The 22,602-nt window shown below is 36.8% G+C and carries 23 protein-coding genes, 1 pseudogene and 2 other annotated features; of the genes and pseudogenes, 7 read left to right on the top strand and 17 right to left on the bottom strand.

The window, feature by feature from the left end; translation table 11 throughout:
* The first annotated feature begins 14 nt into the window (after positions 1 to 14).
* Complete coding sequence (locus NSQ69_RS06495; protein WP_002126024.1) at positions 15 to 1,577, top strand: SagB family peptide dehydrogenase; 1,563 nt, start codon at positions 15 to 17, stop codon at positions 1,575 to 1,577.
* 74 nt (positions 1,578 to 1,651) lie between these two features.
* Positions 1,652 to 1,855 (top strand): annotated as a pseudogene (locus tag NSQ69_RS06490) (SAM-dependent methyltransferase); the annotation flags it as partial.
* 32 nt (positions 1,856 to 1,887) lie between these two features.
* Here the strand turns inward: NSQ69_RS06490 and NSQ69_RS06485 are convergent.
* Positions 1,888 to 2,298: a DUF3908 family protein gene (locus NSQ69_RS06485; protein ID WP_002126019.1), complete on the bottom strand. Its 411-nt coding sequence runs from the start codon at positions 2,296 to 2,298 to the stop codon at positions 1,888 to 1,890.
* Between the two features lie 159 nt (positions 2,299 to 2,457).
* A complete protein-coding gene (locus NSQ69_RS06480; RefSeq protein WP_050000088.1) occupies positions 2,458 to 3,792 on the bottom strand; it encodes an FAD-dependent oxidoreductase in 1,335 nt (444 codons plus the stop codon).
* 199 nt (positions 3,793 to 3,991) lie between these two features.
* Between NSQ69_RS06480 and NSQ69_RS06475 the strand changes: the two genes are divergently transcribed.
* Positions 3,992 to 4,414 (top strand): hypothetical protein, encoded by a 423-nt coding sequence (locus NSQ69_RS06475; RefSeq protein ID WP_002188801.1) that lies wholly within the window; start codon positions 3,992 to 3,994, stop codon positions 4,412 to 4,414.
* Between the two features lie 43 nt (positions 4,415 to 4,457).
* On the opposite strand, the gene NSQ69_RS06470 is transcribed toward NSQ69_RS06475, so the two are convergent.
* Together NSQ69_RS06470 and NSQ69_RS06465 are read right to left on the bottom strand one after the other, a co-directional pair.
* On the bottom strand, positions 4,458 to 5,693 hold the full coding sequence (locus NSQ69_RS06470; protein WP_002186387.1) for a TcaA 3rd/4th domain-containing protein: 1,236 nt from the start codon (positions 5,691 to 5,693) through the stop codon (positions 4,458 to 4,460).
* A gap of 19 nt (positions 5,694 to 5,712) precedes the next feature.
* A complete protein-coding gene (locus NSQ69_RS06465; RefSeq protein ID WP_050000086.1) occupies positions 5,713 to 6,495 on the bottom strand; it encodes a zinc ribbon domain-containing protein in 783 nt (260 codons plus the stop codon).
* Between the two features lie 200 nt (positions 6,496 to 6,695).
* On the opposite strand from NSQ69_RS06465, the gene NSQ69_RS06460 reads away from it, so the two are divergent.
* Positions 6,696 to 7,529: a hypothetical protein gene (locus NSQ69_RS06460; protein ID WP_050000085.1), complete on the top strand. Its 834-nt coding sequence runs from the start codon at positions 6,696 to 6,698 to the stop codon at positions 7,527 to 7,529.
* 14 nt (positions 7,530 to 7,543) lie between these two features.
* On the opposite strand, the gene NSQ69_RS06455 is transcribed toward NSQ69_RS06460, so the two are convergent.
* The 10 genes from NSQ69_RS06455 to trpE all read right to left on the bottom strand — a co-directional run bounded on the left by NSQ69_RS06455 (position 7,544) and on the right by trpE (position 16,739).
* The gene (locus NSQ69_RS06455) at positions 7,544 to 8,227 is read right to left on the bottom strand and encodes a YukJ family protein (protein WP_328070209.1); all 684 of its coding nucleotides are present in this window, start codon (positions 8,225 to 8,227) and stop codon (positions 7,544 to 7,546) included.
* A 91-nt stretch (positions 8,228 to 8,318) separates the two neighbouring features.
* The gene (locus NSQ69_RS06450; RefSeq protein WP_063226134.1) at positions 8,319 to 9,818 is read right to left on the bottom strand and encodes an L-lactate permease; all 1,500 of its coding nucleotides are present in this window, start codon (positions 9,816 to 9,818) and stop codon (positions 8,319 to 8,321) included.
* A 127-nt stretch (positions 9,819 to 9,945) separates the two neighbouring features.
* Complete coding sequence (locus tag NSQ69_RS06445; protein WP_002126003.1) at positions 9,946 to 10,296, bottom strand: DUF4029 domain-containing protein; 351 nt, start codon at positions 10,294 to 10,296, stop codon at positions 9,946 to 9,948.
* 74 nt (positions 10,297 to 10,370) lie between these two features.
* On the bottom strand, positions 10,371 to 11,147 hold the full coding sequence (gene trpA, locus NSQ69_RS06440; RefSeq protein ID WP_002011422.1) for a tryptophan synthase subunit alpha: 777 nt from the start codon (positions 11,145 to 11,147) through the stop codon (positions 10,371 to 10,373).
* Positions 11,148 to 11,150: 3 nt separating this feature from the next.
* The gene (gene trpB, locus NSQ69_RS06435) at positions 11,151 to 12,344 is read right to left on the bottom strand and encodes a tryptophan synthase subunit beta (protein ID WP_002086917.1); all 1,194 of its coding nucleotides are present in this window, start codon (positions 12,342 to 12,344) and stop codon (positions 11,151 to 11,153) included.
* Positions 12,341 to 12,955 carry a phosphoribosylanthranilate isomerase gene (locus tag NSQ69_RS06430; protein ID WP_002186404.1) on the bottom strand — a complete coding sequence of 205 codons (615 nt, stop codon included), beginning with the start codon at positions 12,953 to 12,955 and terminating at the stop codon, positions 12,341 to 12,343. The genes trpB and NSQ69_RS06430 overlap by 4 nt, the downstream gene beginning before the upstream one ends.
* Positions 12,952 to 13,713, bottom strand: coding sequence for an indole-3-glycerol phosphate synthase TrpC (gene trpC, locus NSQ69_RS06425; RefSeq protein WP_341099060.1), 762 nt, complete (start codon positions 13,711 to 13,713; stop codon positions 12,952 to 12,954). Before trpC ends, NSQ69_RS06430 begins: the two co-directional genes overlap by 4 nt.
* A gap of 1 nt (position 13,714) precedes the next feature.
* Positions 13,715 to 14,740: an anthranilate phosphoribosyltransferase gene (gene trpD / locus NSQ69_RS06420; protein WP_002125997.1), complete on the bottom strand. Its 1,026-nt coding sequence runs from the start codon at positions 14,738 to 14,740 to the stop codon at positions 13,715 to 13,717.
* The gene (locus tag NSQ69_RS06415; RefSeq protein ID WP_341099058.1) at positions 14,737 to 15,324 is read right to left on the bottom strand and encodes an aminodeoxychorismate/anthranilate synthase component II; all 588 of its coding nucleotides are present in this window, start codon (positions 15,322 to 15,324) and stop codon (positions 14,737 to 14,739) included. Before NSQ69_RS06415 ends, trpD begins: the two co-directional genes overlap by 4 nt.
* The gene (gene trpE / locus NSQ69_RS06410; protein WP_341099056.1) at positions 15,321 to 16,739 is read right to left on the bottom strand and encodes an anthranilate synthase component I; all 1,419 of its coding nucleotides are present in this window, start codon (positions 16,737 to 16,739) and stop codon (positions 15,321 to 15,323) included. The genes NSQ69_RS06415 and trpE overlap by 4 nt, the downstream gene beginning before the upstream one ends.
* Before the next feature lie 51 nt (positions 16,740 to 16,790).
* Positions 16,791 to 17,035, bottom strand: a binding site (T-box leader).
* Between the two features lie 42 nt (positions 17,036 to 17,077).
* Positions 17,078 to 17,315: a binding site (T-box leader), on the bottom strand.
* A 306-nt stretch (positions 17,316 to 17,621) separates the two neighbouring features.
* Here trpE and putP point away from each other — a divergent pair.
* Positions 17,622 to 19,100: a sodium/proline symporter PutP gene (gene putP, locus NSQ69_RS06405; RefSeq protein WP_002125993.1), complete on the top strand. Its 1,479-nt coding sequence runs from the start codon at positions 17,622 to 17,624 to the stop codon at positions 19,098 to 19,100.
* 158 nt (positions 19,101 to 19,258) lie between these two features.
* Positions 19,259 to 19,657, top strand: a complete 399-nt coding sequence (locus NSQ69_RS06400) for an Ig-like domain-containing protein (RefSeq protein WP_002125992.1) — start codon at positions 19,259 to 19,261, stop codon at positions 19,655 to 19,657.
* Positions 19,658 to 19,681: 24 nt separating this feature from the next.
* Here NSQ69_RS06400 and NSQ69_RS06395 read toward each other — a convergent pair whose 3' ends face one another.
* A complete protein-coding gene (locus NSQ69_RS06395; RefSeq protein WP_215560974.1) occupies positions 19,682 to 20,077 on the bottom strand; it encodes a PH domain-containing protein in 396 nt (131 codons plus the stop codon).
* Positions 20,078 to 20,164: 87 nt separating this feature from the next.
* Here NSQ69_RS06395 and NSQ69_RS06390 point away from each other — a divergent pair, with 87 nt between their 5' ends.
* The gene (locus tag NSQ69_RS06390) at positions 20,165 to 20,836 is read left to right on the top strand and encodes a DUF4386 domain-containing protein (RefSeq protein ID WP_078214013.1); all 672 of its coding nucleotides are present in this window, start codon (positions 20,165 to 20,167) and stop codon (positions 20,834 to 20,836) included.
* Here NSQ69_RS06390 and NSQ69_RS06385 read toward each other — a convergent pair.
* Both NSQ69_RS06385 and NSQ69_RS06380 read right to left on the bottom strand, forming a co-directional pair.
* On the bottom strand, positions 20,826 to 21,401 hold the full coding sequence (locus tag NSQ69_RS06385; protein ID WP_078178308.1) for a Crp/Fnr family transcriptional regulator: 576 nt from the start codon (positions 21,399 to 21,401) through the stop codon (positions 20,826 to 20,828). The two genes, NSQ69_RS06390 and NSQ69_RS06385, sit on opposite strands and share 11 nt — an antisense overlap.
* Positions 21,402 to 21,582: 181 nt before the next feature.
* Complete coding sequence (locus NSQ69_RS06380) at positions 21,583 to 22,494, bottom strand: DMT family transporter (protein WP_002030492.1); 912 nt, start codon at positions 22,492 to 22,494, stop codon at positions 21,583 to 21,585.
* Between the last annotated feature and the right edge of the window lie 108 nt (positions 22,495 to 22,602).

Below are 22,602 nucleotides of genomic sequence, written 5' to 3'. Positions count from 1 at the left end.
GAGGGGGAAATTTGATGCAACCTGATACTTTTTTACATCATCTCCATTTTTCTATTAATGAAATTATGTCATCCGATAAAGAGATTGACTGGGAAGACGCACCACTTCCTTATAAATTATATCGAAATTTACCAGTAATCCCTCTCTCTTTAGAAATCCCATTAACTTTGCGGAATTCTTCTACTAAACCTAACTTAGAGGAAATCGGTCATTATCTTTGGTACTCATTTGGTTTAACACAATTATGTCAGCCTACTACTAACCTAGAAAATAATAAAACAACGACTCTATTTCGAAGATTCATCCCTTCTGGGGGTGCTTTATATCCAAATGAATTATATATGTATTTAAAAATTGATCATTATCCAGACGGCATTTACCATTACGACGCCGCGCACCACCGTCTTATCTTACTTCGTGAAGGAAATTTTGATTCTTATCTTACAGAAGCACTCGGCAATCGTTGTAACATACATTCTTGTTTTGGTGCTGCATTTGTATCCACTATGTTTTGGAAAAACTTCTTTAAATACAATAACTTTTCGTATCGTCTGCAAGGATTAGATAGTGGTGTTCTAATCGGTCAATTACTTGAATGCGCAAAACAATTTGGTTATACAAATGGTGTATATTTTCAGTTTCTAGATCGGGCAATGAATCATTTACTTGGACTGTCAGAAGGTGAAGAAAGTGTGTATGCTGTTATTCCTTTAAGTACAGAACCGAATACAGATTGGTTTCATGATGATCATCACGAAAATAAAACTATTACTTCTCATGACTTGTTGCAGCAAATCCCGCCGTTAACACATGAGCATTTCGTTCGCTCAAAATATGTAGATGAATATCCGATGATAAAAAAAATAAACGCAGCTTCTATGATTGAATCAACAGAACACTTCCAAACATTTACCCGTGAAGAACGACAACAATATAGTGCACACGCTATGCAGCTACCTAAAGTGGAACGTTTATCATATGATTTTTTACAACTTTGTAAAAAACGATATTCACCTGATTCTGACTTCATTTTAACGAAATGGGATGCAGCCGAGCTCGCTACTCTACTACAAGCAGCGAGCCTCTCCTTCCCTTATTACAACGACCTTGATGGCAAATATTTAAATGAAAACGCACGAGTCTCACTATATGGATGTTTTTATAACGTAAAAGACATAGAAAACGGCGCTTACGCTTATAACAGTAGGACACATTCCATACAGCCAATTCGGTACGGAGACCTTCGTTATTCTCTGCAATCCAGTATGACGATGGATAACGTAAACCTTTTTCAAGTACCACTTTGTCTACATGTAATCGGAAATAAAGATTACTATAAAAATAAATTAGGTTATAGAGGATATCGAATTCATCAAATGGAAGCTGGCATGCTCGTTCATAAACTCGTTTTAGCTGCGACCGCTATGGGGATGGGCGGGCATCCGTTACTAAGTTTTGATACAAATTCATGCGATCAATTGTACGGGATTGATGCCGGAAATGAAACTTCACTCATTCAAATTCCGGTTGGGGCGTATCGAGCGCGAAATTGGCTAAAAGGGTCCTTGCATAATTAGAAGCACGCCGATTAATGGCGTGCTTTTTTTAAAGGAGTTAAATTATTAAAAGCGAAATAAATACATATTCTTATATAAAAAATGATATGAAAGAAGTATTTCGCGTCTTAAAACCGAATGGATCCTTTTTACTAGTCGCTGAAACTTTCAAAATCCAATATCATATGGATAAATTTAAGACGACCGAAGAATTAGTAAACCTTTTTTATGAGACGGGATTTACAAGCGTGAAATGTTATGAAGAAAGAGGGTGCCTTTATTTAATAGGAAATAAGTAAAAAAGCAGACCTTTCAAGGTCTGCCTTTTTTACTAGATTACTTTAAAAATACTCTTAATTTGTCTTGCAAATAACCAGTTTTTCGTACCGTAGTTATCATTTAGACTATCTAAATTAATAGCTTTCCCGTTAGAAAACTTTAGTTCTAACGTTGTATTTTTGTCATTTGTTTTTAAGTTGCTATTTGTAATGTCATCATACTTTAATTTTTCAATCTCAATATACTCTTCCTTCTCTTCTCCGATAACGACGTGATCTTGGAAGAAGAAGAATACTTCTACTTTCTTACCGAAACAAAATATGTTTTTCGTATAAATTAATGTCGCGTTATCAAGTCCGACACATACTTCTTTCATCTCTTCAACAACGTTTCCTAAGTCTTCTTCGTTTCTTGCATTTGATTCAGCAATCCATTCTTCGATTGTATTCATGTTAATTGCCATACTGTGCCCCCTGGTTCGTTCATTGCTTTATTAAAAAACAAATACTATATGACAATATAAGCGATACGAACTATGTTTTCAAGGGTGAACGGTATATTCAAAATAAAGTGAAACTTTATTTATTCCCCTTTCACAAAAAAAATAGCACTTAAAAAAGTGCTATTCCGCTCTCCTTGCTGCTTGTTGAATTGGATCCCAAACGCTGTTATATGGTGGTGCGTAACTTAAGTCGACATCTTCTAAATCGTGAATACTCATTTTATTGAAAAGTGCCATCGCGATAACATCAATACGTTTATCTACGCCCTCTTCTCCAATTACTTGACCGCCTAATAATTGTTTCGTATCGGCGTGATATAGTAATTTCAAGTGAAGTGGCAAAGCACTCGGGTAATAGCCCGCCATATTTGTTGAATCTACTTTGACCGTCTTATACGGGATGTTTAGCCCTTTCGCTTCTTTTTCATTTAAGCCTGTTCTTGCGAGCGTCAGATTCATAAATTTAATAATGCCTGTACCTAACGTACCTTTGAATGCTCTGCGTTTATCAACCATGTTGAGTCCGGCAAGTCGCCCTTGTTTATTCGCAGTCGTTCCGAGCGGGATATGGTCATGAATTTCCTTTATAACATGGTAATGTGTTGCACAATCACCAGCAGCATATACGTCTTTCACATTCGTTTGCATATAAGCATTTACTTCAATTGCACCTTTATGGTTTTTACGTATATTTGTCCCCTCAAGAAAATCAGTATTTGACTGTACACCGACAGATACTAAAACGAGATCAGTTTTATACGTCCCTTTATCCGTCTCCAGTTGTTCTACTCTTTCTTTTCCTTTAAACGCTTTTACATTTTCATTCGTTAAAATTTCAATATTATGTTTATCTGCTTCTTTATGTATATATTCCGCCATATCGGCATCATAAATTGTGCCAATATGATCGTTTCGCTCAATCATTCTTACTTTCTTACCAAGTTCGACGAATGTTTCTGCCATCTCTAGTCCAATTGCACCGCCGCCAATAATAGTTACAGCCTCAACTTTATTCGTTTCTAGCGTTTTTAATATGCGCTCAGCATCCGGAATTGTTTTTAAAAGATGAACGCCTTGCAAATCTCGCCCTTCCCATTCTGGCATAACAGGACGCACTCCAGTCGCAATTAATAAACGGTCATACGGAAATTCAAAAACATCTTTCGTCTCCGTATGCTCTGCGTACACCATTTTCTTTTCCGTATCTACTTTCGTTACTTCATGACGTACTTTCGCATCAATTCCATATTTATCACGAAACGTCTTTACATCGCGTGCAATTAACTTTTCAGTAGAAGCAATAACACCACTAATCACATACGGTAATCCGCACTGAGCGTATGAATAGATTTCACCTTTTTCTAACGTTACAACATTTGCAGTTTCATCGTTTCTAACAATTTGCATTGCTGCACTCATACCTGCTGCATCTCCGCCAATAATGACATAGTTCACTTTACCACTCCTTCTTTTTTACATACTCTTTACGATTTCCATATTTTATAGAAATAACACCTACTTCCATTGTAAAGAAATAGAATTCTATCTACAAATTTGGTGCACAAACCTATGCATGAATAGGTATCCGTCGTGTCTTATAAACAAGATGTTTAATATGCTATAACAGTAACTATTGAAAGTAGGTGAAACATACATGTGCGCCGGCCTTCTCGCTCAAACTCCAGAGGAACCGCAAGAACCGAAAGCCGCCATGCCACTTGATCAAGAATTTTCTATTAACGTAACATTATACAGCGCTCGTGCTTGGTTATCTAATGATGAGACTTTCGCACAAACGATTTGGAAAGGCTCTCGCTTCTCTTCAGCATCACACGCTGGCAAGTCCATCTTACCAATCGGTACTGTTAAAATTGTAAACTTATCTGATGATACAATAACAGTTACTGCCTCATCAGAAAAAGATGATACTCTCAAAATAGTCGTACCCCCTCGTTCTGAAGGTGTTTTAACATCTAGTGCATTATCTGATGTGCAAGCAAGTACATCAGGAGGAGCAAGCAAAGTCACATTCCTCTTTCATATCTTTTTCTCAAGGGATCCTGGTCCAGCTAAATAACCATAGAAAAGGTACAGCTATGCACTGTACCTTTTTCACGCGTTTATTCTCTTGATTTGATCAATTCAACATTATAAGTTTCAATATCTGTTAGCTTTCCTGTAAAATACGGATTTTCTCTATACCAAGACTGTTTTGAAAAATACGCTTGCATATCTTTCGTTTGAAACATATGTCCATGTCTTGCGTATATTTCGTTTCTTGCTATTTTCAATTGTTCTTTCGATAAATATGTTAAGTCCGTACTCGTTAATTTTCGAATATCACTATCAGGGAAGATGAAACCATTATATACATAATGAGTCGTAGGCGGTGGAGTAACATTGTAAACAACTGTTTTTTCTACACTTTTCTTTTGAAATGGAAGATTATAAGCCGAAAGTGCCGTTACCGTTTCTACCTTTGTCGTTTCCCTTCCGTTTTCTCCATTTCGTTCTAAATAAATCGCCGCACTTCCATCAGTCGCTATCGGTCCCCACGTAATTTCTTCTCCAGTCAACGCAGTAACTGGCTTTTGATTCACGTACAATGTTGCACCAGACGCATTCGTTTGAACTGTAATATATTGCCCTTGCAACGTTAAATCTACCGTTACATTATTTTGACTTTGTTTCATAAGTACAACCTTTTCCTCACGTGATAGTTTTACATAGTCATTTTTATATTCAGATTGAAATACTTGAGTTCCAGGAAGAAACGGTCCATATTGCTTCTCAAACTTTTTGTCATTTGTCTTATCAATTTCTTTTCCGTTCAATTTTAAAGATGTACCTTTTTCATTTGTAAGCAGAGTCGTATAATACGTCTTCGCTTTCAATTTATACCGATCAAATAAAAAGAAATGTTTCCCATCTTTCGTTAAAGAAAAATCTGCTCTTTCTATTCCATCCCCTTGTTTTTCACCTTGCCTCAAATATTCTTTCAATTCATTCACGTAAAATGGATTTTCTTTTATATATGAAAATAGAGGCGTTAAACTCTCTCTCGTTACAATAACGGTTGGATCATCTGCCGTGATGATCTCAGCTAATTTCTCCCCGTCCCTCTCTTGTAAAATAGTAATCATTCGGTCTACTTGTGCCGTCTGCTTATAATACGATGATCCATACAAATACAATCCAACAATTACTATAACAAGTAATGTTAAGAGTGTAATGCCAACTTTTGTACCACCGCTCATTTTCTTCTTTACTACAAGACTTTCCCTCTTCATCCCGCAGTTTTGGCAAAATTGCACTCCATCTTCATACTGAGCTCCGCATTTTGTACATACATTCATCCATTCAACCACCTTTTCGTTAGAAGCCTGTTAATCCCCCGATAAAGGTTTGGATTATCGTTTTAATGTAAGACCAAAACACGATAAACGTTGCAATTCCGATTAAAACATTTGCGATAATAAGTGTGTAAACAGGATCTACTCCGCCGTTGTCTAGTTTTAATATAGCTACAATTATACTAATTCCCATATACGTTGTAGCCAGCCCTAATAAGATTGGTAAAAAAAAGATCAATAGGAAACTAAATAGAAAAGAAAGAACTAGTATAGCAATAGCTGGCGTCGCTATCGTCCCCCATATACCGAATGATTCAAGAAAAGAAAAAGATGATTTCATCATCTTACCACTTACAAAAATAATAAATCCGACAAATAAAGTTAAAATTAATAAAAAGAAAAAGACCATTACAGATTCTCCAAAGAAAGTAGGAGTAGCTATATCTGGCACTAATGTCCTCGTAACAGTCGCCGCTGCGCTCATCATTCTATAAAAAATACATGCTCCTAAAAAGCAAATAAGCACAAGACTTACAATTCCATTTCGCACTTCAATATTTCCACTTTCCATAATGACCGATGGTGATTTAAAAGCATTTTTAAAGAACTGAAAATAGCCACTTGCAAATTGTTTCACTTGCTCTACCGTTTCATTCGGACGAGTTTCCTTTACTCGTGCCGGGCGCGATAGCTGCCCTTCTTCCTGCCCACCACTCGCTACCACTTCTTCCGTTAACGAATGTCCACAATTTCCGCAAAACCTTGCTTCCGCTGCATTTTCAGTATTACATGCCGGACATTTCATTCTCTCATCCCTCCTTAAGCATATACCTTATAGGGTGTTACAAATTCAATATATGACTTTGTACATAAAACATGACTACAAGAAAAAGAATATGAAATCCTTCTTTTAAACGAAACTATGTGTGCTAGTAATATAGAAAAATAATGTTATTATGAAACAGAGCAAATAAAGTGAAACTTTAAACAGATTGGATGAAGACAGTGGAATTTGTAAACTCGATTTTTCAAACACTCCTTACAAGTGTGATCCAATTATTTTCTTTAATTGGTGTCATCATTGTAATTGGATTTATATTAGGTTATTTAGAATCTCTCACACGAACGTATTGGTCGAGAGCTTTTGGTAGGAAAGGTTTTCTTTTAACCGCGTGGATTGGTGTTCCCGTTCATGAGCTTGGACATGCAATTATGTGTCTATTATTTCGTCATAAAATTGTAGCAACGCAGTTTTTCCCAACAGATACAAGTCAGGGGGCTTTAGGTTACGTACAACATCAATACAATCAAAAAAGCGTATACCAACGAATCGGTAATTTCTTTATCGGCATCGGTCCTATTATTTCTGGGATTACTGCCTTAATACTTTTAATGCGCTATTTCGTACCAGATTCATATTCTTTATTTAATACGAATCTGGAAAAAACTGTTACATCGACTTCTATTAACTTAGACATGATCCAAAACATGCTACTATCGACGTTTGTATTATTGAAAAGCTTATTTACATTTAGCAATTTATTGAATCCTTCATTTTGGTTATTTTTATTTATCGCTATTTGCATTTCCGCACATATCGCTTTAAGTAAACCAGACATTAAAGGATCAATAGACGGTGTTATCGTCATGTTTATCGTATTATTTTTATTCAATATAATAGCGGGACTATTTCAGTACGATAGTAACCAACTAATCGGTAAAATGATGAAGTATAATATGTATTTCATCGCGTTTTCTAGTGTGGCGCTTCTTTTCTCTTGTATTTCTACACTTGTGAGTTTTGTGTTTTATAAAATAAGAAGAGGGCGTTCATTGTGAACGCCCTCTTCTCATCAATTATTTCTCTTATAATCACAATGCTCAACCGGAACACGAGCGTGCCCTTCTTCATCGGTACACCATGACTGTGACTGAAAGGCAAGAAAAATACCAATCCACTCTTCCTTCTTCTCAAAGTGAATCAATATCCCACCGTCTTGCCATTTGCCATCATCACCTTGCCATTTCTCTACATTCCCTTGATTCATATGAATATCGTGTATACCGTTTCCAGGTGTAAAGTGGAAATACGCATCCGGAACCTTTTCTTCTGGTCCCCACCTTTCACCAAACGCATAAATAATTGCTTTCTCATCTATTGCTCTTTTTATATAATGTTCTATTTTCTCATTTAAATCATTATCAGATCCCGATTTTTCAGCAGGTAAAGGAATCATTTGCTTTGAATCAAATAAATTACCTCTTACATAATCTAAAGCTACTTTCGGCTCATTGTTTTTCACTTCCGTAAAACCGAACGGTAATGTCGGTAAAATATGAATCGCCTCTGATCGAATATTGTTACTCGCAAAATATAAAACTTCCGACGGATAGCTTTGCGATTTCACGTTAATTGCAATACGATAATCTACTTCTGCTTCGCCTTGTAAATGAACTTGATAATGAGGTGTTTTCCCTTTTCCAATCTTAGATTGTACAACTGTACCTTTTAATACACCGTAGTTTTTTAAGGGCATCTCTTTCATCTCCTATTCATTTAGTAGAAGCTGTTCATACTTTAGGCATTATCCATATAAAAAGAAAATCCTCCTTTCCCAGGAGGATTTCTTATTTTCTCAACATATACCAAACAATAACCTCCACCACTACAAGCAACACCGCACCAAAAATCATTAACGTCGTCTTCTTTAATAGTTCATTTTCACGATAAGGGATATTACATAAATACGCGCCTAGTGTAATCCGTGATGGACAAGCGATTGTGGCTACTGATGATGCGGTGTTTTGGAGCGTTGTGACGTATTGCCACGGGAGTGCTACGTTTTGCGCTGTTTGCATTTGTAGCTTTATAAACATCGCATTTGATCCTGCGTTACTACCTGTTAAAAAGCCTCCGATTCCGCCTATGAAAGGAGCAACGAAAACGAAAAACGTACCAAATGTTTCACCAGCTGTTTTTGCGAGTAATGAATGCATACCAGATGCGCCCATTAGTTCTGAAATGGCGATAAACATCGTCGTTGTAATTGCGAATGGAATCCATTGTCTTATCGTTTGCGAGAGTGATTGTTTCATAATATTGGATGGAATGCGGAAGAAAATAATTGTAAATAAACAAGTCATGGCGAGCCAAAACCCTGGCGAATATAGTAACTCTAGTTTGTAAGAGTATGATTTTAAATCGAGAACTGCATATGACCTAAGAAAATCATGTAATGCTGGAACGAGGCGAGAAAGTAAAATACAAACTGTTAAGAATATATAAGGGCTAATAATTTTTATAATAGATACTTCTCTCTCTACAGCCGCAGCATGTTCTGTTATAAAGTTTTGCTCACTTTTGCCTTTTAATTTAATGATTAGAAAGCCAAATGTAATGGTAACGATAGAACTTAATATCCCTGCAAGTTCAACACTTACGTATGCGTTAGAAAGATAGATTCCGAGAGAAAATAATAGAAAGAATCCTACTCCTTCCTTACACTTTTCTATAACTGCCTGCCAGCCACCGACAACGTATAAAGAAAGGAAGATAAAATATGCGAAAATCGGGATGCTTAATAATGCTGTATTTGTACCAAGAGTTGTGAGCGGCATGTTAATAAGCTGAGAACCGATAATCGTACCCGTTGCCATCGCGCCCCATGAACTTGCAAGTAAACCGATAAACGATAGTAGCACAGCTTGAAACGGTTTATAACCGAGCGAAAGAAAAATAGGTGCTGCGACCATAAAACCAATTCCGAATCCACTTACTGATTCAATAAGTGGACAAATGCCAAAGCACATAAGAAGCATTTGTAGTAAGCGATCGTGCGTAACTTCTTCTAGAAAACGCGCTACTTGATCGATGTACCCCATTTTGTTCATGAGGTGAAATAAAAAAATACCGAAAAATAAAACGTATCCGACAATAAAACAAATTAACCAACCTTTAATCGTTGCGTGCACAGTTTCACTTATCCCTAATTGGAACGTTGGCGAAAGTAAAACGATTCCGACAGAAACGGCATAAGAAATTAATGAAGCCCTTAATGACGTTTGTTTAAACAAAAATAAACAAATAAAAATCATCATAATTGGGATAAGTGCCAACAATATGGCCATGCTATCATCTCTTTTCGTAAAAATTGCAATTTTTAACTATTATATAACAGATGTTATGATTTTCAATTATTTTTATAACAGATTTAAAAAAGGAGCCGCTGGGCTCCTTTTTTGAATAACTAATATTTTATCTTTTATCCTGAAAAACCGTCTGCTGTCCAATCATTTTTTCTAGTACAACAAACACAATATAAGCACATATTACTTGCAATACAATATTCCCAAGTTTTATTAATTCAAATGAATGGATCCATTGGAATAATTCACTTAATAATACAATCGAAACGATACTAAATAGTTCTATACTAACCGAAAATATACATACTTCTAAAATAGATTGCTCTTGTATTCGATTTAATTGGGAAAAGATGAATACATATCCTAAAAACAGAGCCATCAACTCTATTTTCGTCATGCTAATGAGCCAAGCGTATAATGGTACAGTTAAAAAAAGATATAATAGTTTACGTCTTAGCATGCCTTCTCACCCTCTAAGTTATAAGTATTTTCTGTATATTTTAACATTTATTACACAAAAGAAACAGAAGAGACTTAAGCCTCTTCTGTTTCTTTTACTGCATGTATTAACTCACAAATTTCTTCTCGCTTTTCATTTTCTAACAGCTCAATGACTTTACTTCCAACGACAACGCCGTCACATATTGTAATCATTTCTTCAATTTGCTCTCGTGTTGAAATACCGAATCCTGCGACTACTGGTAAGTGGACGTGTGCTTTTACTTTTTCTAAGTAACTACGAATCTCATCTTTAAAGTTTTGACGTACTCCCGTTACGCCCGCTACTGTAACGGCGTAGACGAATCCTTGTGATTCACTCGTGATTTTTTCGATTCGTTCAATAGGGCTCGTTACGGTAACGAGTGGAATTAAAGCGATATTCGCCACGCGAAGGAGCGGTGCAATAATGTCTTGTTCTTCATACGGTAAGTCTGGAACGATAATACCGTCCACCCCTGCTTCAAGACAGCTCTCAATGAAACGTTCCTTTCCGAATGCGAGTACTGGATTTAAATATGTCATAAGTACAAATGGAATTTGAACTTCTTGCCTGACCTCTATTAATGCTTGAAAAATACCTTTCAATGTTACACCGCTATCTAATGCTCTTTTTCCTGCCCTTTGAATAGTTGGACCGTCTGCGACTGGATCTGAAAATGGGATACCAATTTCAACGATGCTTGCTCCTGCTTCATCAAGAAAACGAATTCTTTCTTTTAACTTTTCAAGTCCACCATCTCCGCCCATTACATACGGAATAAATGCTTTCTTGCCATTTTCAAACGCTGCTATAATTTTTTCTACTCCCATTTTTTACACCTCTTCCATATAACGTTTTATACTCTCTACATCTTTATCACCGCGGCCGGATAAACAAATGACAAGTCCTTCGTCTTTCTTCATTTGCGGCGCTAGTTTTAAAGCGTATGCAACAGCATGTGAACTTTCTAATGCCGGGATAATCCCTTCTTTTTTCGTTAATAATTGAAATGCTTCTAACGCTTCTTCATCTGTAATGGAATGATAAGAAACGCGGCCAATATCTTTTAGCAAGCTATGTTCTGGCCCAACACCTGGGTAATCCAGCCCTGCCGAAATAGAGTGCGCTTCTTGAATTTGCCCTTCTTCATTTTGCAGAAGGTACATCATCGATCCGTGTAAAACACCGACACTTCCTTTCGTTAAAGTGGCTGCGTGCTTTTCTGTGTGAACACCTTTTCCAGCTGCTTCAACACCGTAAAGAGCAACTTCTTCATCGTGTACGAACGGATAAAACATTCCCATTGCATTACTACCACCGCCAATACAAGCAACGACTGCTTCTGGTAATTTCCCTTCTAACGCTTCGTATTGCTTTTTCGTTTCTTTCCCAATTACACTTTGGAAATCACGAACAATTTGCGGGAATGGATGTGGCCCGAGAACTGATCCCATAATGTAGTGCGTATCGTGTACATGTGAAACCCAGTAACGAAGCGCCTCGTTCACCGCATCTTTTAACGTGCCGCTACCTGCCGCAACGCTTTCTACTTTTGCTCCGAGTAATTCCATTCGAAACACGTTTAATTTTTGTCGTCTCACATCTTCTTCTCCCATGAAGATGACGCATTCTAAACCGAAAAGTGCACATACAGTAGCTGTTGCAACTCCGTGTTGTCCTGCTCCTGTTTCAGCGACAACTTTCTTCTTACCCATTCTTACCGCAAGAAGTGCCTGACCGATTGTATTGTTAATTTTATGAGCTCCCGTATGGTTCAAATCTTCACGTTTCAAATAGATTTTTGCTCCGCCGCAATACTTCGTCATATTTTCAGCGAAATAAAGCGGTGTTTCTCTTCCAACATACGTTTGTAAATAATGATCTAATTCCTTTTGAAACGCTTCATCTTGCATCGCTTCTTTATATGCTTCTTCTAATTCTAATACGGATTGCATTAACGTTTCTGGAACGTATCGTCCTCCGTATATACCGTAATGACCTTTTTCATCTGGATATGCGTAGTTCATTTTGAACACTCCTTCGCTTTTTTAATAAATTGTTTTATTTTCTTTAGATCTTTCTTTCCTTCTGTCTCTACTCCGCTGCTCACATCGATCATATATGGCTGAACGGTTCGAATTGCTTCTTCTATATTAAGGATGTTTAATCCGCCAGCTAATATCGTTTTCTCTCGCAACTCGTTTGGCATATGTGCGAGTAACTCCCATGAGAATGTCTTTCCGTTTCCTCCGTGGAACTTTTCTTTCGGGCTATCAAATAACAGATAATCTGTATCGTATTTTTTCGCACATTCAATATCTTTCTCTAAAGCTACTCCTACTGCTTTTATAGACGGAATATTCAATCTCCTAATTTGATGATTGTCTTCATCCCCATGTAGTTGCACATGCGTTAACCCGCACTCCTCTGCAATTTTCTGGATCACTTCTACTGATTCATTTACGAAAACACCTACCTTGAAAACGTGGACTGGAATTTCCCCAATAATTTCTTTCGCTAGCCCTGGGGTGATTTTCCGCTTACTTTCTGCAAAAACAAATCCAATTGCATCTGCTCCGTATTCGCAAGCATGTTTTGCTGTTTCAACATCAGTGATGCCGCAAATTTTCACTTTCATATGTTCACCTTACAGTCTTCGAAAAAGTTACTTATAGAAGATGATGTCATAAGTGCTTCTCCAACTAATACACCTTTTGCACCAGCTCGTTTGACGCGAATAATATCTTCTTTTGAATGAATGCCGCTTTCACTAATCCAAAGTAGGTTTTCCTCATTCAGTCGTTTTCCGAGCTTTTCAGTTTGGCTTAAATCTACTTCAAATGTTTTTAAATTACGGTTGTTAATACCGATAACGTGCGGATTTAATCGGATTGCAATTTCTAATTCCTGTTCATCATGAACTTCAACAATCGCTTCTAATCCTTTTTCTAGCACGTAGTTATAAAGCTCGTTTAATTTCTCTTTTGACAATGCTGCAACAATTAATAAAATAAGATCTGCTCCTGCTTCATACGCTCTATCAATTTGGATTTTATCGATTATAAAATCTTTACATAAAAGCGGAATGTTACTTTCTGCTCTTGCCGTTTCTAAGTCGTGAAACGACCCTTTAAAAAATTGACCGTCTGTTAAAACCGAAACTGCTCCAGCACCGCATTCTTCATATGTTTTCACTTGTTTTGGCACATCAACGTGTAAATTAATATCACCTTTTGATGGAGACGCTCGCTTTACCTCTGCTATTACAGTAAACTGCTCTAAAGCTTTTACAAGTGAGTGTGTTTTCCTTTTTTCTTTCACTGGTGAATATGTTTCATATAACTCCGCAACTTCTACTTTCTTTTGCTCTAAAATTTTGTCTAAAATCGTCCCCATTTTAATTCACCCTTTCTAATTTTTCATGGCTTGCTGCAATTAATAAGTTTAGTTTGGCTAATGCTTTTCCAGAGTCAATGCTATGTGCCGCTAGTGTAATTCCTTCTTCAATCGTTTCTGCTCTTCCATTTGCGAAAAGGGCTAGACCTGCATTTAATAAAACAGTATCGCGATAGACACTCTTTTCTCCGCTTAATACTCCGAGTGTAATCTTTGCATTTTCTTTTGAATTCCCACCTCTAATTTCTTCATTTTTCACTCTTGAAAAACCATACTTTTCTGGATCAATACTCATTTCTACTATTTCATTATCTTTTAAAACGACGACATGATTTTCTCCCTGTAATGATGCTTCATCTAAAAAGCCACTTCCGTTTACGACGAGCGCTTGTTTTCTGCCAAGTTTCTGCAATACTTCCGCTACCGGCAATAACATATCTCGCTTATAAATACCGACAAATTGTGTTTCTAAATTAACCGGATTCGTCAACGGTCCAATTAAGTTAAAGATCGTCGGAACGTTTAATTCTTTTCTTATTTTCATAATGCGTCTTAATGCTGGATGCATCGCTGGTGCGAATAAGAAGGCAATCCCTACAATTTCTAATAAGTAGTCAATTTCACCTGGCGTACAACTAATGTTTACACCGAGTTCTTCTAATAAATCAGCACTTCCTGTTTTACTAGAAACAGCGCGGTTTCCATGTTTCGCAACCTTTACACCAGCTCCGGCAAGTACAAATGCCGATGTTGTACTAATATTGAATGTTTGCGCACCGTCACCACCCGTTCCACAATTGTCCATCGCGCCTTTTATATGATTTGAAAACGGTAATGCCTTTTCGCGAAGAGCACGAACGAGACCGTATATTTCTTCTGCTGTTTCGCCTTTCGCTTTCAGCAATACTAAGAAAGCTGCAACTTCACTTTCCAATATGTTGTCACTTAATAAAAGAAGTCCAGCTTCATACATTTCTTCTTCTGTTAAATGTTGTCCCTCTACTAATTTTCGAAGATAACTGTTCATACTCTCTCCTCCTCTTTCACTTCTGCTAAAAAGGCACGTATTAACTTTCCGCCTTCTTCTGTTGCAATTGATTCTGGGTGAAACTGTAATCCGAAGAGCGGATAATAGTTGTGACGAACTGCCATGATTTCTCTGTCATCCATCGCTGTCGCAAGTATGTCAAAACACTGCGGCAAACTATTTTGCACTGCGACGAGTGAATGGTAACGCATTGCTGTTAACGGCTGCGTTACGTACGAAAAGATTGACGTTCCGTTATGTTTCACACGCGATGTTTTTCCGTGTTTAATGCGCTCTGCTCTAACAATTTCTCCTCCAAATGCGGATATGATTGCTTGATGGCCAAGGCAAATTCCTAAGATGGGAACGTTCTTATAAAAATGACGAATAACATCGATACAAATTCCAGCATCTTCTGGTTTCCCAGGTCCTGGTGAGAGCACAATTCCTTTCGGCTTCATCTCCTCTAATTGTTCAATTGTTATTTGATCATTTCTTACGACAACAATTTCTTTCTCGTACTCGCCTAATAGTTGATACAAGTTATATGTGAACGAATCATAATTATCGATAAGTACAATCATTTCATAACCTCCAAAAGCGCTCTCGCTTTATTTAATGTTTCTTCATATTCAGCAACCGGGTCTGAATCGTAGACGATACCCGCTCCTGCCTGAACGTACGCTTTCTCGTCTTTTACAACCATCGTTCGAATTGCTAGCGCCATATCAAGATTTCCTGAGAATGAAATATATCCAACTGCTCCGGCGTATACATTTCTTTTTTCATGCTCTAACGTATTAATAATTTCCATCGCTCTAATTTTCGGAGCACCTGATACTGTACCCGCTGGTAAACAATACGCTAATGCATCAAATCCACTTATTAGTTTTCGCAATGTTCCGTAAACTTCAGATACAATGTGCATAACGTGAGAGTATTTTTCTACTTTCATATATTTATCTATAATCACAGATCCAATTTCACTTACTCTGCCAATATCATTTCGCCCTAGGTCCACAAGCATCATATGCTCCGCCCGCTCTTTCTCATTTCCTAACAGTTCTTTTTCGATTTCCTCATCTTCCTGCTCCGTTTTCCCTCTCGGTCTCGTACCCGCAATTGGGTTCGTCATCACTTTATCCTCTCTAACTGATAACAAACTTTCCGGCGAAGAACCGAGTACAACGTAATCTTGAAAGTCGATATAAAACATATATGGCGACGGGTTTGCAATGCGAAGTTTTCGGTATAGTGCAAATGGATCGCCTTTACACTCACTTTTCAAACGCTGAGATAATACGACTTGGAATATGTCCCCGGCTCGTATATGTTCTTTCGCCGTTTCTACCATTTCGCAAAACTCTTTTTCCGTTATGGAAGAAGTGAATGATAATGTTGATTGTATTTCATTTACTTCCGCTTCTTCTCCCTTTAGCACTTCCTCTTTGTATACTTGCAATCTTTCGTATACTTCTTCATAAGAAGCTGAATCGTCTTCCCTGCATACATATACAAATGAAAACTTTTGGCGTAAATGATCGTAAACGGTAAACTCACGATATAGTAAAAGGTGTACTTCTGGAATATTTAATGGATCGTGTAAATCTGCTCCAATGTTTTCATACTGCCGAATGACGTCATAACCAATATAACCAACTGCTCCTCCGCAAAATGGGAATGGACTCTCTACTAGCGATGGTGCGATTACCTCTTCTAACACTTGCAATACGTTACCTTGCAACTTTTCTGTTTGCCCATACATCGTTCGTTCTACTTCTATACCGACGCTTTTCACTTCTCCATATGGATTACACCCTAAGTAAGAATAGCGCCCTTTATCTGGATGAAGCTGTGAGCTTTCTAGTAAAAACTTTTTCTTTCCCTTCATACGTCTATATAAAGAAATTGGCGTAATGCTATCTCCTTCTTCTTCAGCGATTACTAAAAATGTTTTTCTTTGTTCTTTTTGCTTCATAAATTCCTCTTTTGTCATCATGCCTTTCACCTCACTCTGAAAAATAAAAAAGTCCCCTACATATCGAAATATGTAGAGGACGATAAATTTACCGTGGTACCACCTCAGGTTGGACGCAAAAGCATCCCGCTTTATTCAGGTACAAAATATATACCTTATCCTTGTAACGGCGGAACCCGGGTTGCCTACTGAAAACAATTGTTCAGCATACCTCTCGTAAGCCCATTCCGTATATGGCACCGCACCGGGCTCCCACCTATTCCCGGCTCTCTGTAACGTCTCCAATATACGTACTCTTCTTACTTAAACGATTTAACATATTTAATTTTTTATACACAAAAAGGGAGTACTCATCCTATAGAAAGGACGGGTACTCCCGTGGTGCCACCTTAATTCGTTACAAACGTAACGCACTTTACCGTATCAAAAACAATACGTGTCTCTTATATCGATGAGATCATGTCGCCAAAGCCTACTTCTTTCGTTTCGGTTTGGAAGCTCCGAAGCCCATTCCACATCAATTCCATACTGATTCGCACCAACCATCAGCTCTCTGACATGTTCATCATGTGTACTCTTCTTCATCAACGCTTGCATTTTTTTAAGTTGCACTCATTATATTCCTCACGTTTCTAAAAAGTCAATACTTTTTTCGGAAAAAATATTTTTTCTTCGTTCGATATTATATTGACAAAACAACCTGTTTTTATGTAAATATAATAAATACTCTATTAAAATTAAGGTTTTTTGTCAGAAAATCATATATTACAAAAGCGAAACATTGTCAAAAAACGCTTACATTTCAGAAAATTCATATTTCTGAATGGATTTTTCTGAATAATCATGATAGATTATAAATATGCATAACGCATCAAAAGACATGACAAAAGGAAGGGGAATTACATGAGTACGCAGATGTTAACTTTAACTTCTATCTCTATTTACATGCTCGGGATGTTAGTAATCGGCTATTTCGCCTACAAACGAACGTCCAACTTAACAGATTATATGCTTGGCGGGCGTACACTAGGCCCCGCAGTAACAGCATTAAGTGCTGGAGCATCTGATATGAGTGGTTGGCTTTTAATGGGATTACCCGGTGCAATGTTTAGCGTTGGATTAAGTAGTAGTTGGATTGCGATCGGCCTAACATTAGGCGCATACGCAAACTGGCTTTATGTCGCTCCTCGCTTACGTACCTACTCTGAAATTGCAAACAACTCTATTACTATTCCAGAATTTTTGGAACACCGTTTCCACGACAAATCTCACATGCTACGCTTAGTATCCGGACTTGTTATTATGATTTTCTTTACTTTTTATGTAGCTTCAGGACTAGTTTCAGGCGCTGTATTATTTGAAAATTCATTTGGTATGAACTATCATATTGGATTATTCATTGTAGCAGGCGTTGTTGTAGCTTACACATTATTTGGTGGTTTCTTAGCTGTAAGTTGGACAGACTTCGTGCAAGGAATCATTATGGTAGTTGCTCTTATTCTTGTTCCTATCGTAACAATTATGAATGCAAACGGACTTGGACCTGCATTTGATACAATTCGATCTGTAGATCCAACACGTTTAGATATTTTTAAAGGTGCCTCCACTTTAGGAATTGTTTCCTTATTCGCATGGGGCCTTGGTTATGTTGGACAACCTCATATTATCGTACGCTTTATGGCAATTTCTTCTGTAAAAGAACTTAAAAGCGCACGAAGAATTGGTATGAGCTGGATGATTTTCTCTGTTGTCGGAGCTATGTTTACTGGTCTTATCGGTATTGCCTACTATTCACAACAAGATTTGACATTATCTAACCCAGAGACAATTTTCCTTGAGCTTGGAAAAATTTTATTCCATCCACTTATTACTGGATTTTTATTAGCAGCGATTTTAGCTGCAATTATGAGTACAATCTCATCTCAGCTTCTCGTTACTTCAAGTGCTGTAACAGAAGACTTATATCATACATTCTTTAAACGTTCTGCTTCTGATAAAGAGCTTGTATTTGTCGGTCGTATGGCTGTTCTTGGTATCGCCTTAGTTGGGTGCGCATTAGCGTTTAAACAAAATGATACGATTTTAGCTCTTGTTGGATACGCTTGGGCTGGATTTGGTTCTTCATTCGGACCAGCTATTTTATTAAGTCTATATTGGAAACGTATGACGAAATGGGGCGCGCTTGCTGGTATGATTTCTGGTGCCGCGACTGTTATTATATGGACTCAATTTAAATTCTTAACAAACTTCTTATATGAAATGATTCCTGGTTTCACAATTAGTTTACTAGCAATCATAATCGTTAGTTTACTAACTCAACCTTCAAAAGAGGTTGAAGAGCAATTTGAGGATTTCGAAAAACAACATAGTCATAGTCTATAAAAAAGCTTTGCTGTTATCGTAACAGCAGAGCTTTTTTTATTACAGTTCGACAATCTTCTTCTCAAATTTAACAAATTCTTTATGTTTCGTTAAATTTAACATAACACTACTCCTTTATAGTATTAGTATTAGCACTTATACAGAAAGGGGACTCCAACATGTTAGCAGCTTTCCAGCAACAACACATAAGAAAATTTTCACCTATTACAAATACTTCTGCTTCTCGTTTAAACATTCAACCTAATCCACCCAAAATTTCAATTGCTCCTTCTGTTATTTCAGTTATCGGTGTTCATATGGAAAAAAATAAGTTAAAAATAAAAACTGGGCAAAGTACTGAGTTATCAGCTTCCGTTTTACCAATGCAAGCGACGAATAAAGAACTTATTTGGACCAATATGAATTCTGATGTCATCACAATATATCCAAAAGGTGAAACTGTGACGATTACTGGACAAAGTGCGGGAAGAGCAGTCGTAATTGTTACAACTGCTGAAGGAAAATTTCGTGACCTATGCGTCATTCATGTACAACCTTATATGACAAATCCAAAGTAAAAGAGTGGCTTCGTAGCCACTCTTTTACTTTATTTCAATGTGCGGATTTTTACTTTTCACAAGATTAATAAATTGTTCTTTATTTTTAGGAGAAATAATCTCAGTTTCATATGATCCGTAAACAATTTCTAATCGATCGAATGATAGTGCATGAGCTGCGATTGGATTTTTTGTATTGGAAATTCGTTTTATGTCTCGTATAAATATACGTTTTTTAACGGGACCTGATGTAATTATAATTATTTCTTCCTTAACGATATATTTTGTTGAAAACCAACTCCAACTAAACAGTATAGCCAACGGAATTGTAAAAAATAAAAGAAAATATTCTCTCCCTGCAAATATGGGAGCAAAACACGCTCCAATGACAACGAAAAAAATCGGATATAACCATACATCTTTTTTTGATGGAAATTCCACTAAACTTCCTCTCCCTTGATTTAAGTCAATGAATCTCCTCCTCTTCCCTATTACAATGAAAACAACATTAGAATAGGAGGACGTATTATGACTGAGCGAAATTTTGCCTTATTTGCAGGCACTTCTCTTCTTATCATGGCATTCACTGCATTTTTTTCTTACGGTTTTGTTCACGGAAATCTCGTTGTACCAAGTAATGCGAGCACGACACTCCATAATATTCAAACTTCAAGTTCACTTTTCAAAGCAGAAATTTTCGGATGGATTATCATTTTTATTACGGATATTATCGCCTCGTGGGCTCTTTATTTCTTTCTAAAACCTATCCATACTAGCCTCTCATTACTAGCTGCCTGTCTTCGTCTTATGTATACAGCTATACTTGGGATTGCTATATTCAATTTAATATTTGTATTACTTCTTTCAAAAAGCACAGTTGCTAATTCAGAAGCATATACAATGTTATTTCTAGAAGCTTTTGAATACATTTGGTCTGTAGGATTAATCATTTTCGGCTTACATCTTCTCACCTTAGGATACGTAACCTTTCAATCTAAAAACATACCGAAGACTATTAGTATATTACTGCTCATTGCTGCAATCGGCTATATCATCATTAACGTAATGAATACGATGTTTTCACAATATGATGCGATTATTTCCATTCTTAACGTTGTCTTTCAACTACCGATGATCACAGGTGAACTAGGATTTAGTATATGGCTATTGCTTAGAGGTGGAAAAAACTCTACTGTTTGAGTCGTTTCTTAATTCTGCTTAATGATTCTGGCGTAATACCTAGATAACTTGCCAATTGATATTGAGGAACACGATCGATTAAATGCGGTCGTTTTTGTAATAATGATTTGTAGCGCTCTTCTGGTGTCGATGTAATAAATAATGTAAGTTCTTCTTGTACTTCACCAAAATTGTATTCAATCATTTGGCGCGTCATTTCTTCTAACTGTGAATATTTCTTATACATGTCCTTTTCACTATACAGATCGCCAACTACAACTAGACAATCTTCTAGGCACGTTAACGTATGTGGGGATAATTTATCTTGTTTATGATGATTGAAATTTGCGATTGCTTGTTCTTCTGTATAAAAATTTGATGTAACTTCTTTTCCAGATTCATCTATACAATGTTGCCTCACGCATCCTTTTAATACAAAATAACATTTAGACGGAACATCTCCTTGTCTTAAGAGCACTGTTCCTTTTTTATACTCTTCAATTTGTAATTCTTCTACGATCATGCGCTGCTGCTCTTCACTTAATGTTGTAAGATTTGTCATGTATTTCATTAAAGTCTCTTTCATTTGGTCTCTCCTTCCCCCTCTATATTTGTATGAGAAACGTATGATGTAACTCCACTATATATTATCTTTTTTCATGCTACATGGCGGGAATTCCCCCTATTAATCTGTTTTATTTTCTGCATGGAACAAAAAAAAGAGAAGTTACCAATAACTTCTCTTTTCGTATATTAGAATAAACTCGTTATAATTCCTGTGTATAAGCCGGTTCGTTCACCACATTTTTTGCTGTTCGCTTTTGTTGCTGTAGTAAGAAAACAGATACACCAAACAATACGAGCATGCTACCGATAATTTGCATTGCATTTAATTTTTCTCCAAGTAAGAAGAACGCTAGTATAGATGCCCCAACTGGTTCTCCTAAAATGCTCATTGAAATCGTTGTTGCATTTACGTAATTTAATAACCAATTATTAATGACGTGTGACACTGTCGGTACAATCGCAAGTAAAAGAAAAATACTCCAATCCCACTTCGTATAGCCTGTAAATGGCACTTGAAGTATAACGTTATAAATCGCTATAAATATACCAGCGAAGGCAAATACAGTAAAACTATAAATCCAATGAGATACTTTCTTTACTGTCGTTTGTCCGATAAATAAATAACCGACAACTGCTATTACACTTAAAAAGGATAATATATCCCCATAAATTGCTTGCTCACTTAGCCCTAAATCTCCCCAGCCAATACACATTACGCCTAGTATCGCAATTCCCATCGTCGCAATTGCTGAATAGGTTGTTCTTTCTTTAAATAAGAAAAAACCTCCCACTAAAGATACGATCGGTTGAAGTGCTAAAATAATCGTCGAACTAGCAACTGTCGTATGCTTTAAGGATTCAAACCATAGAAGAAAATGAAGAGCTAAAAAGAAACCAGATCCAATTAAAAATCCCCAATCTTTTATTTGAATCCTACTAAACTCTTCCCGTTTTTTCCAAACGATCGGCAGCATAATAAGTACGATAATCCATAATCGATACATACTTAAAACGGAAGATGGTGCTGAGGACATCTTTGCAAAAACAGCTGCGAATGAAATTGCTATAATGGAAATTGCTAGTGGTAGTGCGATTGATCTTTCTTGTTTCAAATCCTGTCTCCCCTCTCACCTGTAAAAAATCCCACTTCATTATATCCGTTTTCTTTCACAACTTAAATACTAATTTTTTAGATTCTTCGTACCATTATGGTAAAATAG

It is taken from the genome of Bacillus sp. FSL R10-2201 (assembly GCF_038008665.1).
In the GTDB taxonomy this organism is placed as follows: Bacteria; Bacillota; Bacilli; order Bacillales; family Bacillaceae_G; genus Bacillus_A; species Bacillus_A mycoides.
Note: the sequence above shows the minus strand (reverse complement) of the source record. Positions and strands in the feature narration are given on the sequence as shown.